This window comes from Flavobacterium petrolei, assembly GCF_003314435.2.
GTDB lineage: Bacteria > Bacteroidota > Bacteroidia > Flavobacteriales > Flavobacteriaceae > Flavobacterium > Flavobacterium petrolei.
Map to the genome: position 1 here is coordinate 76413 of NZ_QNVY02000004.1, position 15833 is coordinate 92245.

Below are 15833 nucleotides of genomic sequence, written 5' to 3' on the forward strand. Positions count from 1 at the left end.
TTCGTGGCTATTATTTCGAATTGTAACGGTGCAGACTTCATGTTTGCCAACTAAATCAATAGTCTTTTAGTCCAAAGTGTTTTTTTAAATTGGTAATGCGCTGTTGGATTTAATAAAATCTGTTACCAAATAACCTATCAGTTTTCCTATCAGATGATTGTTTTTTTCTTCTCCTAAATCGGGTGCTCCTTCGCAAATATGCAAATAGGAAGCATTTTTATTTTTTCCAAAAAATGAAATAAACTGACGTAATTGTTCCACAGAAAAGCCACTCATTGTCATAGCACTGCAAGCAATGTTAGGAATGGCATCCAAGTCGATTTCAATTCCAAAAAAATCATCATTTACAAAATTTAATGCGGAGATCATTTCTTGGTCGAAGTCTTTTTCTTTTCTAATACTAACGCTATCGTACGTGATATATCGAACTCTATCTTCAATTTTTTTAATAATGTCCAAAACACTTTTTGAAGTGTAATTTTCATGCAATCCAAAAATGAAATATTTTTTCAAAAAACCTTCTTCAAAAGCATATGAAAAACCATTGCCGCTGTGGCGTCCCTCGAGAATTCTAAAATCAGAATGCGCATCAAAATTAATTGCATTTATAGGTTTCCCTTTAGCAAGAGCAGTTCCTTTTATATTTCCATAGGAATTATTGTGTCCGCCACCAATAACGATAGGAGTTTTTCCTAATTTTACAATACTGAAAATGATATGCGATACATCTTTATCAATTTTATCAACAAGCTGACTCAATTTAGAACGGTCATCAATATCATTAAAATCAAGAATTTCAACATTATTCATAAGTTCACTTACATCAAGTTGACCTAAAACGACAAGTTGACTGCCTTTACAAAAACGATTGTGCTGAATATTTGCGATGCTTTTTATGGCGCTATCCCAAGCTGAAGCAGCTCCGGGTCTACCGTAATTTGCTCTTATTCCAATATCTTCGGGAATACCAAACAATACATATTTTGCTTCACAAGTTTTTAGAAATTCAAGAGGATCAGCATCTTTTGGAATGGTTATCATTTTTTCTCCAAATTTTATTTCGCCACTTCTGTGGTTGGTTATCTTTGCGAGATCTTTAATTGTGAACGGGATAATCTTCTCCATTAAAAAAAATATTTTGGTCAAAAATAATATAATTGTGTTAACTTACGTTATTAGGTAGTTATATATTGTTAAATTTGTAAATAAATAAAAATTAAATCGAGATGGAAAATCAAAAAAGCAGTTCAAGTCTTAAAGCCGTAATAGCTGTATTGGCGATTTTATTAGTGGGTAGTTTAATCTACATTTTTAAAATGACCTCTGATACTGAAGTTGTTAAAACGGAATTAAAAACTACGTTGACCGAGAAAGAATCGGTGATGAAAGACTTGCAGGAATTAAAATCGACTTATGATGCTGCTATTGCAGAAAACACTTCAATGTCTGATGAGTTAATTTTGGAAAGAGACAAAGTGGTAAACTTAATGTCTGATTTAAGCAAATCAAAAGGTGATGTGGCTTCATTGTCAAAATATAGAACTCAATTCAACGCGCTGCAAGGCAATATGAAAGTTTTAATGGCGGAAAATGAAGGGCTAAAAAAGCAAAATACAACTTTAACTACACAACGTGATAGTACAGTAGTTGTTTTGGGAGAATCAAAGAAATACAATGAAGTTTTGGTAGGTCAAAACGAAGAATTAGCGAAAGCGGTTGAAATTGGTTCAAAATTGACAGTTTTAAACACAAGAGGATCGGCTTTTAAATTAAGAAGTTCTGGAAAACAAATTGAAACAGACAAAGCTAGCAGAGCTGATGTTCTTAGAGTTAGTTTTACAATTCCTGAAAACCCGATTGCTAAATCTGGTGAGAAAATGTATTACGTTCAAGTAATTGATAGTAAAAACAATGTTTTAGGAGACAAAAAAACACAAACTTTTGGAGATAATACGTTAACCTACAGTTTTACAACGGTTGTACAATATGACAATAAAACTGTTCAAGTAACTCAAGATCTTAAAGGTAAAGATTTTGCTAAAGGAACGTACTTTATCAATATTTTTGATACTGATATATTGGTTTCTAAAACAAGTTTTATCTTAAGATAATCATCCAAAAAATACGAATAAAAAAGAGGAACTTTAATGTTCCTCTTTTTTTTATGCAAAAATTTCACCTTCTAAAAGTACAGTTTCAATCAGATTACTGCCAAAAGCGTAAGGTATTTGATAGTAGGAGGGTATGGGTTTTGTGATAATTAGATTTGCTTTTTTTCCAATGGTGATGCTTCCGTTAGTTTCAGAAATTCCCATGGCGTAAGCTCCATTTATTGTGGCAGCATTAATGGCTTCTTCGGGAGTCATTTTCATTTTGATGCACGCAGTTGCTACTACAAAATTCATATTTCCGGATGGAGTAGAACCCGGATTGTAATCCGTAGCGAGAGCTAGAGGAAGTCCAGCCGCAATCATTTCTCGAGCTGGCGTATAAGGAATACTCAAAAAATAAGAGCAAGAAGGCAATGCAACAGGCATTGTATCAGTATTTTCCAACGCTTTAATGTCTTCCGGTTTCATTACTTCTAGATGATCTACGGAAAGTGCATTGTATTTTATTCCCGCCTGAATTCCTCCGATGGAGTTGAACTGATTGACGTGAATCTTTGGCTTTAAGCCAAATTTAATTCCGGCCTCCATAATTTGCTGGGTTTCTTCAACAGTAAAATAACCGGTCTCACAAAATGCATCGATGAAATGTGCCAATTTATTTTTGGCAATTTCAGGGAGCATTTCATTGACGATTAAATCGATATAACCTTTATGGTTTTCTTTAAACTCTAATGGAAAAGCGTGAGCACCCAAAAAAGTCGCTTTTATGGTAATGGGATAGTTTTGAGCTAATCGCTGAATCACGCGAAGCATTTTCAATTCTCCAGCAACGGTTAATCCGTATCCTGATTTGATTTCTACTGCTCCGGTTCCCAAACGCATGACTTCTTCCAGTCGCGCTTTGGATTGTTGGTAGATTTCTTCTTCGGAAGTTTCGTTCAGTTTTTTAGCTGAATTTAGGATTCCACCGCCACGATTAGCGATTTCTTCATAAGTCAAACCATTGATTCGATCTACAAATTCCTGTTCTCGATTTCCCGCATACACAATATGGGTATGACTGTCACACCAAGATGGTAAAACTATTTTTCCGTCTGCATCAATACACTTTTCTGGATTTATGTTAGGCAAATCCTCCATAGAGCCAAAATCAGAAATAAGTCCATTTTTAAGTACTAAATAGGCATTTTTGATACTTGGGAGAATCGCCATTTCAGCACCCGACACTTTCAAAATTGAAGAATCCCGAACCTGGAGCAACTCTTTGATATTGATGATTAATGTTGTCATTTTATATGATAATTATTCAGAAACTTTGATTTCAAACATTTTGTTCCAATTTTTACCGGTTACAAAAATGGTTTTTGTTTTAGGGTTGTACGCAATTCCATTTAGGACATCCGTATCCGGTAATTGAGTTATTTTTTTCTTTAAATCGGCAAGATTAATAATTGCCTCAACCGCTCCGTTTTTTGGATTGATGACAGCAATAGCATCTTTTTGATACACATTTCCATAAATTTTACCGTCAATCCATTCGAGTTCATTGACAGCTTTTATTTTTGTTTCAAAGGAATACACGTTCAAGTAATCTACTTCTTTGAATGTGGTTGGATCTATTATCCAAATTTTTTCGGTACCATCTGATTGATAAAGATATTTTCCGTCATTTGTTAATCCCCAACCTTCGATAGGTTTGAAATAGGTAAACGTTTTTTCCTTTTTGAAGGTATCCGCATTATACACATATCCTTCATTATTTTGCCACGTTAATTGGTATATTTTGTTATTAAGAATCGTAATCCCTTCACCAAAATATTTGTCTGCCAATTCCACTTTTTTGTAAACTTCTCCAGTTTTATAATTTGTTTTTCTTAAACTTGAGATTCCTTTTATTCCGGTACTATTTCCTGAGCCGTTTCCAGTTCCTTCATATAGCGTGTCTCGGTAAAATTCTAGCCCTTGTGTGTATGCTTGAATATCGTGCGGATACGTATTTACAATGGTGTATTTTAATAATTTTGGCTGAATATCAGAAACTAATTCTACTCTTGCAGTAGCTTCTGAGTTTTGACCTTCGTAATAGACCAAAGCTTTTAGGTTTTGATAACCCAATTTTTGATCTTTCAATTCAAAAGTTAGTTTGTCAACTCCTTTTTTTGATCCAATTTTTTTGTCATTTACATAGTAGATAACACTGTCAATAGTTTTGGAATTGGAGTTCAAAATATCCAAGGAAAGCGCTTCCTGTGGTTTATATTGTTCCTTAAATTTGGAATTATCAAAGGCAAATAAAGTATTTTCACCTTTTTTTGTTTCGTTGCAACTTGCTAAGGTGATTCCTAATAAAATGACAGATAGGAAGTTATAATTTTTCATGATTTGTTTTTTTGTTGTACCAATATACAATGTTATTTTTAATGATTAAAGGTCTTGTAAAAATATAAAAAGATTGTATCTTTGCACCGGCAAGTCCTACACGACCAGCTCCTGCAGACTCCCCCAGGATGGGAACATAGCAAGGGTACGTGGTTGAGCGGTGCGATGTAGGTCGCTTGCCATTTTTTATTTATTACAAAAGTAGTCTTCCTTCGGGAGGATTTTTTTATTTTTGGACCTTTCGTATCATAAACAACAACAATCATGAATAAAGTAGTTCTAATTACAGGTGGTTCTTCCGGAATAGGAAAATCTATTGGCGAATTTTTGCATCATAAAGGTTTTGTTGTGTATGGAACCAGTAGGAATCCGGATCGAATTTTGAATTCGGTTTTTCCTTTAGTGGCTTTGGACGTTCGGGATGCGGATTCGATTCATGCGGCTGTTGCCAAAGTGATTTCGATCTCCGGAAGATTAGATGTTGTTATTAACAACGCTGGTGTTGGGATTACGGGGCCTTTGGAAGAAATTCCTATGCATGAAATCAAGAATAATTTTGAGACTAATCTTTTTGGTCCAATTGAAGTGATGAAAGCGGTTTTGCCCCAAATGCGTGCGCAAAGCTCGGGTTTGATTATCAATGTCACTTCGATTGCAGGGTATATGGGCTTGCCTTACAGGAGTGTTTATTCTGCTTCAAAAGGAGCTTTAGAACTCATAACTGAAGCATTGCGAATGGAAGTAAAATCGTTTGGTGTGCATATTACTAATGTGGCTCCGGGAGATTTTGCGACAAATATTGCATCGGGACGTTTTCATGCTCCGGTTCTAAAAGGTTCGGCTTACGAAACTCCATACGGAAATACATTGAAAACTATGGATGAACATGTGGATAGCGGCAGTAACCCTAATGAAATGGCAGAAGCAGTTTATCAGATTATACAAACTCGGGAACCTGAAATTCATTATAAAGTGGGTGTTTTTATGCAAAAGTTCTCAATTGTTTTGAAAAGAATTTTACCCGATAAAGTATATGAAAAAATGTTGATGAACCATTATAAATTGTAATTTTGTACGGAAATTTGCGTGAGATTTGAGATTAAGAAGAGAACAACCAGTGGCTGTTAGGTATTTTATTTTGCGTGAGGGATAGCAGTGAAAATCCTTTTATTTTTTTCTTTAAAAAATAAAAGATTGTAACGGAAAGCCCGACCCGAAGTTTTCATGAAGGGTCACGCCCAAAGAATTAGAAACACACAATTAATTTATATAATATGAAATTTTTTATTGACACGGCTAATTTAGCTCAGATTAAAGAAGCACAGGCATTAGGCGTTTTGGATGGCGTTACAACAAATCCTTCGTTGATGGCCAAAGAGGGAATTACAGGGAAAAACAGCATTTTGAAGCATTATGTTGATATTTGTAACCTAGTTGATGGTGATGTAAGTGCCGAAGTTAATGCTTTGGATTACGACGGAATGATTAAAGAAGGAGAAGAGTTAGCGGATTTACACGAGCAAATCGTGGTGAAATTGCCTATGACTAAAGAAGGAGTTATGGCTGCTAAATATTTTTCGGATAAAGGAATTAAAACAAATGTGACTTTAGTGTTTTCGGCTGGACAGGCTTTATTGGCTGCAAAAGCGGGAGCTACTTATGTTTCTCCATTCATTGGTCGTTTGGATGATGTATCAACGGACGGATTGGCTTTGATTGAAGAAATCAGATTAATTTATGATAACTACGGTTACGAAACTCAAATTCTTGCTGCTTCAGTGCGTCACACCATGCACATTGTAAACTGTGCTAAAATTGGTGCTGATGTAATGACTGGACCATTATCTGCTATTTACGGTTTGTTGAAACACCCATTGACTGATATTGGATTGGCACAGTTTGTTGCTGATTTCGAGAAAGGAAATAAATAGATTAAAGATTAACGATTTCTGATTTGAGATTTCGGTATAAATTAAAACTCCCATTATGCTTAGCAAAATGGGAGTTTTTTTATTGGTTTGGTTTTGGTTAGTTTGTTTTGAAATTAGTGTCCTCCACCAACTTCTATTTCTTTTCCGATTCCTTGTTTTTCTAAAATTCCAATTACTTTCCATCCGTAGAACGCAATGAAAGCGAAACATAAAACAGGAATGAAGTAAGACGTATGAATTCCGATAATATCCGCTAATTTTCCTTGTAATGGCGGGATAATTCCACCACCAAGAATCATCATTACCAAGAAGGCTGAACCTTGAGACGTGTATTTTCCTAAACCTGCAATTGCTAATGAGAAAATTGAAGGCCACATAATACTTAAGAATAATCCACCGCTCATAAAAGCAAAAATAGCGATCGTTCCAGTAGTGAATAAACCAATAAGCATAGCTGTCATTCCCATTATACCAAAAATCATTAATGTTCTTGATGGTTGGTCTTTTCCTAAAAAGAAACCAGCGATTTGGAACAAAATTACAAATGCGTACGCATATAAAGGCGTTACATCTTGTCCGGAAATGGCGTTAGCAGCTAAAACTACTCCAAATGCGATATAAGGAACAACGATAAGTAAAATTTTCTTTAATTGTGATGATGGGTTGAAAACCGTAATAGCTCCTGCCCAACGTCCAATCATCAAACTTCCCCAATACATAGACATGTATGGCGCCAAAGCTGGACCTGAAATAGAACCAAAATCAGCCGTTACCAATAATTCACCTAAGTTACTTCCAATAGTTACCTCGACACCTACGTAAGCGAAAAGGGCTAACATTCCCAAAACTAATTGTGGGTATTTCATTGCTCCCCATCCTTCAGGATTTTTTTGAGCAGTTGTATTTGCAAAGAATAATCCGATAACGACCACTAAAAGGGTAGAAGCCGTTAAGGCTAACCCTAAGTAATCTTTTTCCTTGTTCTCTATAAAACGAGTGATAAATTCAGCATCTTCATAACGAGAAAATATATAAGCAAAAATGGCAACCAAAATTACAGTTATGGCAATTAAGGTTTTCATAGCTTTGTTAGCTGTTTCAAAAGTAGAATCACTTTTTCCAGACGGTAACTTTTTAGAAAAATGGAATAAGGCTGCAGCCAATAAAAATAGTCCACCTACAAATACATATAAAATTCTCATTGAATCTAATGAATCTGGTTTTTGAGCAAATTCTTCAATATTTACACCTGCAATAACTCCAAATAAGGCTATAGATACTACTATTGGTCCTATAGTGGTTCCCAATGAATTGATTCCTCCTGCAAGATTCAATCTGCTGGAAGCGGAATGTGGTTCACCAAGAGAGGCTGCAAAAGGCTGAGCCGATGTTTGTTGTAGTGAAAAACCAAGAGCAACAATGAATAATGCGCCTAGAATAAACAAATAACTTCCTTGTGTTACTGCAATTATCATAAGTACAGCTCCAAATGTACTGACCAATAAGCCGTAAATAATTCCTTTTTTGAATCCCCAACCGTTAAGAATATCTTTTTTTGCAATACTACTAAAAATGAAAAGTAATAACGCTCCGATATAGTAAGCACCATAAAAAGCAAAATCGATTAGTTGACTTTGAAATTGGTCTAAGCCAAATTTAGCTTTGCAAAATGGAATAAAAATTCCGTTTGAAGCTCCAATAAAACCCCAAAAGAAAAATACGGTTATGAGCGTATAGAGCGCGGAATTATTAGACTTTGTTTGTTCTGAATTCATAGGTATAAATGGGTTAATGATTAGTGTTAAATACTTTTTATTGCTGTAAGACCGTAAATATATTTGTTAAGTAAATTAAAAAAAAATAATTTAGACTAAATATTGTTAGAATTATTGAATAACCAATTATTGTTGAAAATACCTGCTTTTTTTTCAAACTTTTTTGAATTTAAATTTTTTTAATTTGATTATTAAGAAATATGGATTTTGGTATTTCAATCTAAGACGTATCAATATTGTTTGATTCAGTAATTGAATAGTAATTTACACGAAAACAAGATTAATATTAGGATTCGATAAATAGGGAAGTCCGTTTTTTGTAGTTGCAGGAGTTAATTAAAATTTGAAAAACATATTTGAAAATTATTTTTTTATTTGGTTAAGGAGAAAGACGGTTTATTTTCCAAGAATAATCCTCTTGACCTGTATACCGAATTCTGTCGTGTAATCGATTTGGCCTTCCTTGCCAAAACTCTACCTCTAAAGGAGTTACTAAAAATCCGCCCCAATGTTTCGGTCTTGGAATTACCATACTCTCAAAATCTTTTTCTAACTGTTTTAGATTTTCTTCTAAATATTCTCTCGAAGGCACCACTTCACTTTGGTTGGACACAATTGCTCCCAGTTTACTTCCATCGGGTCTGGATTCGAAATAACTGTCAGAGGTTATTTCCGAAGTTCTTTTTGCAATTCCTTTGATGATTACCTGACGCTCCATCGTATGCCAAAAAAAAGACAGGCAAACATTCGGATTTGCTGTGATAGCTTTACCTTTTTCTGAATTGTAGTTGGTGTAAAAAATAAAACCTTCCTCAGTAAACTTTTTTAACAATACAACTCGAGATTTTGGAAAACCATCTAAGCCTATTGTAGCTACTGTCATCGCATTAACTTCACTGTCACCTCCAAAGTCTTCTACTTCATGAAACCATCGGTTAAACAAGTTTATTGGGTCTTCTGGGATAGTAGATTCCAATAATTCACTCTTCTCGTATGATTTTCTGTAATTACTTAAGTCATTCATAATTTTTATTTTAAAAATGTTGATTGCTGAACCATTCGATTTAAAATCATCGAAAAATTCAGCTGTTATTTGATGCTTAAAATTGTTTTCTTTTAATTAAAACTCAAAGCTTTTTCCGTCATCAGCCAAGAGTATTTCGGGAAAAATAGTTTCGGCTTCTTCCTTAAACAATTCGATACTTTCATATCGAGTCGAATAATGACCTAAAATTAATTGTTTAGCATTGGCTTTCAAAGCAATAGTTGCCGCTTCTTTAGCAGTAGAATGTAATGTTTTTTTGGCCAGATTTTCCTCAGATTGCAGGAAAGTAGATTCATGGTATAAAATATCTACATTTTCTATAATTGGAAGCATGGCTTCATTATAAACTGTATCAGAGCAAAAAGCATAATTCTTTGCCGGAATAGGATCAAATGTCAACTTTTCGTTTTCTATTACTCTTCCGTCTTCCAATGTAATGTCTTTTCCGTTTTTTATTTTTTGGTAATAACAACTCTCTATTTCATAATTTTGGACGGCATCCAAATTCAGTTTTCGGTCTCCAATTTTTTCTTGGAACAAAAAACCGTTTGTATAGACACGATGTTTTAAAGGAATGGTTTTGACCAAAACTTTTTCATCTTCAAAAATAATTTCGCTTTCCAGAGATTCCAATTCATGGAAAAATAAACCGTAATTCGTCCAGGAATTAGACAAACGCAGTTGCAACTTGATAATTTCTTTGATGCCCTTTGGACCATAAATATGTAAATCCGTCGTTCTATTCAGTAAAGTAAATGTGGATACTAAACCTACTAATCCAAAAAAGTGGTCTCCGTGTAAATGGGAAATGAAAATATGGTTTATTTTAGAAAATCGGATTTTATTCTTGCGCAATTGCACTTGTGTTCCTTCCCCGCAATCAATCAGAAAAAGTCTGTTTTTTATGTCTAAAATCTGGGAAGTTGGATTGGTAAATGTTCGGGGTGTTGCGGCATAGCAACCAAGGATTGTTAGTTTCAATTTTAATTTATTCGGTTATTTGTTTAATCGGTTATGCATATTTGGTTAAATAAATTAGGCGGCTAAACAAGTAACCGAATCAACTAATTTAAAAGCCTAAATCTCTTTCAATCTCTTCCATTTCTATAATATCATGCGCTTCTAATAACGAAGGCACCACTGTTAATTTAGCAGGAACAGCATTATAATCAAAATCAGAAGTAACGATTACAAATGACTTTTTAGATTTTTTATGTTGTTTTGATAACGGCATAAATAATTTAATATCATTTGTTGACAAATCATTATGCATCAAAAGATCAATTATGATATTGTGTTTTTCGAAAGTTTTGTATTGATGAGTAACCTTCATTAAAAAAGAAGTAAAATCACCCTGAGTATCCCTAATTATTACCGTATGTCCTTTTTGATCTACTTTCATTGTATTAAATTTCAAAGACTGCTTTATGGCAGTGTGGTTTATAAGTAGCTAATTTACAAAGTTTTAAATTAGTTTATTGAATTTTTGAAGCCAAAAGATAAATAACTGCCATTCTGATTGCTACACCATTTTCTACTTGGTGTAAAATCACGGATTGATTGGAATCAGCTACTTCACTTGTAATTTCGACACCGCGATTAATAGGTCCGGGATGCATGATTATAATTTCTTTGCTAAGAGAATCCAAAAGCGGTTTGTCAACTCCATATTGCTGCGCATATTCCCTTGTGGACGGGAAATAATTGACATCCATACGTTCATTTTGCACACGCAACATATTCGCAACATCACACCATTCTAATGCTTTTCGTAAATCAGGTTCTACGGTAACACCCAATGATTCAATATATCTTGGAATAAGCGTTTTAGGTCCGCAAACTTTCACCTCAGCGCCTTGCATTTGCAATGCATAAATATTGGACAAAGCGACTCTGGAATGTAAAACATCGCCTACTATGACTACTTTCTTTCCGGCTACTTCACCTAGTTTTTCCCGAATGGAATAACTGTCTAACAACGCTTGTGTAGGATGTTCATGTGCGCCATCTCCTGCGTTTACGATACTGGCTTTTACGTTTTTGGATAAAAAATAAGCAGCACCGGGATTGGAATGTCGCATCACTACCATATCTACTTTCATCGAAAGAATATTATTTACGGTATCTATCAATGTTTCTCCTTTTTTGACAGAAGATTGCGCGGCCGAAAAACTAATGACATCCGCAGACAACCGTTTTTGTGCTAATTCAAAAGAGAGTTTTGTTCTGGTACTGTTTTCGAAGAAAATATTAGCAATGGTAATATCTCGTAACGAAGGCACTTTCTTAATTGGTCGATTGATGACTTCTTTAAAATGATCGGCAGTTTCAAAAATCAGGTCAATATCATTCTTGTTGATGTATTTTATTCCTAACAAATGATTTACGCTTAATTCTTTCATTTTTATTTACGATTATATTTTTTAATAGTCAGCGTTTGAATGCAATCTAACTTGTAATTAAATACACGCCATCTTCGCCCTCATTTTCTTTCCAACTCACTTTTACTTTTTCATTATTGATTGCGTCTACTTGCCTTCCTCTATAATCCGGTTGAATGGGTAAGTTGCGACTAAAACGTCGGTCTATCAATACTAGAAGTTCAATTTCCGAAGGTCGTCCAAAAGATTGAATAGCAGTCAATGCAGATCGAATGCTTCGTCCAGTGAACAAAACATCATCTATGAAAATGACTTTTTTATTTTCGACGATAAAATTAATCTTGGTTTTATTGGCTTCTAATGGCTTATCAGTTCTTCTAAAATCATCTCTAAAAAAAGTGATGTCCAAATAACCAAGCTGAATTTCAGGAGTTTGATATTCTTTTTCTAAAATTTCTTTTAAACGCTCCGCCAAAAAAACACCTCTTGGTTGAATTCCAACTAATATTGTATCTGAAAAATCTAAGTGTTTTTCGATTAATTGACAGGCCAAACGATGTAATATGATAGTAACTTCTTTTGCAGTAAGTAATACTTTTTGACTCATAATAATTGTGTGGTTTGGTTTGGCAAATATACAAATTCCAATTTATGATTTTATAATTAAAAAGGGAGAAAATAGAGTCATTTATTATTTACCCCATGAAATCCATGTAGCTTTATGCCAAATCGTTTCTAAAGGTCCTTGTTTATGGGTTTTAAGCCACCAGGTACAAAATAACAATTGGATAATAAATAATACAATACCTATCAATAAACAATACGTTGCACCTGTATATTCAAAAAGCCCTAATCCGTATCGGTAATAAATAAAGGAACCAATCATGGATTGCATGATATAATTAGTCAAACTCATTTTTCCAAAAGGAATCAACTTAGATAATACTTTATTAACAGATTCCTTTTGATACAATAAAATAAATCCTGAAACGAGAACTAACATAAATGCTACGTTTGACCAAGAAGCAAATATAATGGTGAGTTTATTAGATAATGTTACTCTTCCTATAACATCTACCGTATGAGTTTTTAAAACAAATAATGGTATAAATAAAATACTTGAATACAGTAATACTTTTTTCCAAAACTGTTGGTTTGCATCGGTTGTGTCAAAAAGCTGTTTTCGACCCAGCAACATTCCAAATAAAAATAATGCCGGAGCCTGAAAAAATCTTCCATTTTCCCATGACCATAACAGGGAAGCAATTTTTCCTAACGTCAAGTTTCCTACTACATAATCTAGAAAAGAACCATTTTTCATATAAAGAGCAATACCTTCATAATACCCAGTTGATACGTTAGGTGGTGCTACATAATCTGGATTCAGCATATAATAAATACATCTTGCCCATTCTAAAGGTTGCAGCATCAATATAACAGCCGTAATAAAAACGGCTTTGTTACTCCAGCTTACAACTGGTATTAATAAAAGGCCAAGAAAAGCATATAAGGTCAGAATATCTCCTTGATAAAATGCAGTATTTATAAGTCCGAAAATTAATAATAGCATCATACGCCAAAAAAATCGCCCCCGGAAATCATTTCCTTTTTTAGCTTGATTATCATTTTGAATGTAAAAACTAAACCCAAAAAGAAGCGCAAAAATGGCATATGATTTTCCTCCAAAAATGAAAAACATAGAGTCCCAAACTATTTTATCCATAGCGACAAGCCAAGCAGGAAAATTTTCAGGCAAATGATAATATTCAAAATGTTCTACATTATGAAGTAACATAATAGACATAATGGCAAAACCACGTAAGGCATCTACCACTTCTATTCTTGGAGATTTTAAATTTAAAGTAATGTTAGTCATATTGATAGCTTGGTTTGCATAGAAATAATAAAATTCAAAAATATATTTTTTTACATAAATAGTCGTTTAAAAAATAGTTGTAAAGGTGTATTTTGTGATTTTTTTTTAAACTATTGAGAAATTTTATAATAAACTGTAGAAATTATATAACAAATTCGTTTCATGATTTAGTAATTTTATATTTCAATTTAAAGATAAAAATCATGCAAAACAAACTAACCCGATTATTGATGCTTTTTATAGTATTAATATCTTTTTCAAGCTGTTCAATAATAGAAGGAATATTTAAAGCCGGCGTAGGAGTTGGTATTTTTATAGTTATTGCAGTGATAGCCATAATAATATTTATCATCAGCAAAATTTTTGGTAGAAAGTAAACAACATTACTTTCAAACCAATATTTGAAACCTCTTCAAAAAAAATCTCCCGTTATTGCGGGAGATTTTCTATTTAATATATATCACTTTTTATACGGTGTACATTTTAGCTCTTAATTCCTGAACACCTTCGTTATCTAAGTATTCATCGAAAGTCATATATCTATCAATAGCACCATTTGGTGTCAATTCGACAACTCTATTTCCAACGGTTTGAGCAAATTCATGATCGTGTGTAGTGAAGATTACGGAACCTTTATAGTTTTTTAATGAGTTATTAAAAGCCGTAATCGATTCTAAATCCAAGTGATTCGTAGGTTCGTCAAGCATTAAAACATTGGCTCTTTCCATCATCATTCGAGATAACATGCAACGCACTTTTTCTCCTCCGGATAATACTCTACAGGTTTTTAACGCTTCCTCACCAGAGAAAATCATTTTCCCAAGGAAACTACGAATATTTACCTCATCTCGTTCTTCTTCGGTTTTTACCCATTGACGCAACCAATCTACAAGAGAATAATCACTTTCAAAAAATGAATGATTATCACCCGGCAAATAGGCTTGGTTAGTGGTAACTCCCCAATCAAAAGTTCCTGAATCTGCGGTTTGATTTGCGTTTAATATTTCATAAAATGCAGTTGTTGCGCGCGAATCTTTCGAGAAAAGAACGATTTTATCGCCTTTGGCCATATTCAAATCTACTCCTTTAAACAAAATTTCTCCATCTATGGAAGCGCTTAAATTTTGAACATTCAAAATTTGATCTCCTGCTTCACGCTCTTGGTCAAAAATAATTGCCGGGTAACGACGACTTGATGGTTTTATCTCAGAAATATTCAACTTGCTAATCATTTTTTTACGCGAAGTAGCTTGTTTTGATTTGGCTACATTCGCACTAAAACGACGAATAAACTCTTCTAATTCCTGTTTCTTTTCTTCTGCTTTTTTGTTTTGTTGTGCGCGTTGTTTTGCTGCTAATTGGCTGGATTCATACCAGAAAGTGTAATTTCCTGAATAATGATTTATTTTACTGAAATCAATATCCGAAATATGCGTACAAACAGAATCCAAAAAGTGTCTGTCGTGAGAAACTACGATTACGGTGTTTTCATAGTTGGCCAAGAAATTTTCTAACCAAGCAATAGTTTCAAAATCCAGATCATTGGTAGGCTCATCCATAATAAGTAAATCCGGATTTCCAAAAAGCGCCTGTGCCAAAAGAACACGAACTTTTATTTTTCCTTCCAAATCTCCCATTAAAGTATAATGATGTTCCTCTGTAATTCCAAGATTTGACAACATTGATGCTGCATCAGAATCTGCATTCCACCCATTCATTTCTTCAAATTGCACTTGCAATTCGCCTATTCTGTCTGCATTTGAATCATTGTAATCTAAGTACAAAGCATCCATTTCTTTTTTGATCGCATAAAGGGTTTTATTTCCCATCATAACGGTCTCCAGTACGGTGCTTTCGTCAAACATATTGTGGTTTTGGTTTAAAACCGACATACGTTTTCCTGGTTCCAAATGAATATTTCCCGAAGTTGGGTCCATTTCACCTGCAATTATTTTAAGAAAAGTAGATTTTCCAGCGCCATTGGCTCCGATAACGCCATAGATATTACCATGTGTGAAGGTAGTATTTACTTCGTCAAACAAAATTCGTTTGCCAAACTGAACTGATAAATTATTTACTGTTAACATGAATGTTTATTTTATAAAATTTTTGCAAAAATACGAAAAAAATACACAGATATGAACTAAATAACAATGTAGTTAGCAATAGCTATTTTTGATATCAAACTAAAATTTTAAAAAGTTGATTTCGGTTTTTTAGTTTGAGAATAGTTACCTCAATTTTAATACCTTTAAATAAAATTATATCTTACATAAAATTATTTTTTAGCGCTAACAAATAGAAAAACATCAACAGATTGAACCCAATACCTCAA

General features: G+C 33.7%; 15 protein-coding genes and 1 other RNA gene. 4 read left to right on the forward strand and 12 right to left on the reverse strand.

Annotated elements, in window-relative coordinates:
• Positions 1–84: 84 nt before the first annotated feature.
• On the reverse strand, positions 85–1125 hold the full coding sequence (locus DR871_RS12160; protein WP_113666642.1) for a formimidoylglutamase: 1041 nt from the start codon (positions 1123–1125) through the stop codon (positions 85–87).
• Between the two features lie 101 nt (positions 1126–1226).
• Between DR871_RS12160 and DR871_RS12165 the strand changes: the two genes are divergently transcribed.
• Complete coding sequence (locus DR871_RS12165; protein ID WP_113666641.1) at positions 1227–2111, forward strand: hypothetical protein; 885 nt, start codon at positions 1227–1229, stop codon at positions 2109–2111.
• 51 nt (positions 2112–2162) lie between these two features.
• On the opposite strand, the gene hutI is transcribed toward DR871_RS12165, so the two are convergent.
• Together hutI and DR871_RS12175 are read right to left on the reverse strand one after the other, a co-directional pair.
• Positions 2163–3401, reverse strand: a complete 1239-nt coding sequence (gene hutI, locus DR871_RS12170) for an imidazolonepropionase (RefSeq protein ID WP_113666640.1) — start codon at positions 3399–3401, stop codon at positions 2163–2165.
• A 12-nt stretch (positions 3402–3413) separates the two neighbouring features.
• Positions 3414–4490 (reverse strand): glutaminyl-peptide cyclotransferase, encoded by a 1077-nt coding sequence (locus DR871_RS12175; protein ID WP_113666639.1) that lies wholly within the window; start codon positions 4488–4490, stop codon positions 3414–3416.
• A gap of 87 nt (positions 4491–4577) precedes the next feature.
• Here DR871_RS12175 and ffs point away from each other — a divergent pair.
• From ffs to fsa, 3 genes are all read left to right on the forward strand, one after another.
• An RNA gene (gene ffs / locus DR871_RS12180) (signal recognition particle sRNA small type) lies at positions 4578–4675 on the forward strand.
• A 79-nt stretch (positions 4676–4754) separates the two neighbouring features.
• The gene (locus DR871_RS12185) at positions 4755–5558 is read left to right on the forward strand and encodes an SDR family oxidoreductase (RefSeq protein WP_113635701.1); all 804 of its coding nucleotides are present in this window, start codon (positions 4755–4757) and stop codon (positions 5556–5558) included.
• Positions 5559–5764: 206 nt separating this feature from the next.
• Positions 5765–6421: a fructose-6-phosphate aldolase gene (fsa, locus tag DR871_RS12190; RefSeq protein ID WP_073353076.1), complete on the forward strand. Its 657-nt coding sequence runs from the start codon at positions 5765–5767 to the stop codon at positions 6419–6421.
• Positions 6422–6534: 113 nt separating this feature from the next.
• Here the strand turns inward: fsa and DR871_RS12195 are convergent, their stop codons facing one another.
• From DR871_RS12195 to DR871_RS12230, 9 genes are all read right to left on the reverse strand, one after another.
• A complete protein-coding gene (locus DR871_RS12195) occupies positions 6535–8196 on the reverse strand; it encodes an MFS transporter (protein WP_113666638.1) in 1662 nt (553 codons plus the stop codon).
• A 379-nt stretch (positions 8197–8575) separates the two neighbouring features.
• A complete protein-coding gene (pdxH, locus tag DR871_RS12200) occupies positions 8576–9220 on the reverse strand; it encodes a pyridoxamine 5'-phosphate oxidase (protein WP_113666637.1) in 645 nt (214 codons plus the stop codon).
• A gap of 96 nt (positions 9221–9316) precedes the next feature.
• The gene (locus tag DR871_RS12205; RefSeq protein WP_113666636.1) at positions 9317–10222 is read right to left on the reverse strand and encodes a ribonuclease Z; all 906 of its coding nucleotides are present in this window, start codon (positions 10220–10222) and stop codon (positions 9317–9319) included.
• An 88-nt stretch (positions 10223–10310) separates the two neighbouring features.
• Complete coding sequence (locus DR871_RS12210; RefSeq protein ID WP_113666635.1) at positions 10311–10643, reverse strand: ribonuclease Z; 333 nt, start codon at positions 10641–10643, stop codon at positions 10311–10313.
• A gap of 73 nt (positions 10644–10716) precedes the next feature.
• Positions 10717–11643 (reverse strand): aspartate carbamoyltransferase catalytic subunit, encoded by a 927-nt coding sequence (locus DR871_RS12215; protein ID WP_113666634.1) that lies wholly within the window; start codon positions 11641–11643, stop codon positions 10717–10719.
• Positions 11644–11689: 46 nt separating this feature from the next.
• Positions 11690–12229: a bifunctional pyr operon transcriptional regulator/uracil phosphoribosyltransferase PyrR gene (pyrR, locus tag DR871_RS12220; RefSeq protein ID WP_091168558.1), complete on the reverse strand. Its 540-nt coding sequence runs from the start codon at positions 12227–12229 to the stop codon at positions 11690–11692.
• An 84-nt stretch (positions 12230–12313) separates the two neighbouring features.
• Positions 12314–13498: a DUF418 domain-containing protein gene (locus tag DR871_RS12225; protein ID WP_207209808.1), complete on the reverse strand. Its 1185-nt coding sequence runs from the start codon at positions 13496–13498 to the stop codon at positions 12314–12316.
• 160 nt (positions 13499–13658) lie between these two features.
• A complete protein-coding gene (locus tag DR871_RS16430) occupies positions 13659–13850 on the reverse strand; it encodes a hypothetical protein (RefSeq protein ID WP_165153180.1) in 192 nt (63 codons plus the stop codon).
• A 115-nt stretch (positions 13851–13965) separates the two neighbouring features.
• Positions 13966–15585: an ABC-F family ATP-binding cassette domain-containing protein gene (locus tag DR871_RS12230; RefSeq protein ID WP_113635707.1), complete on the reverse strand. Its 1620-nt coding sequence runs from the start codon at positions 15583–15585 to the stop codon at positions 13966–13968.
• Positions 15586–15833 lie beyond the last annotated feature (248 nt).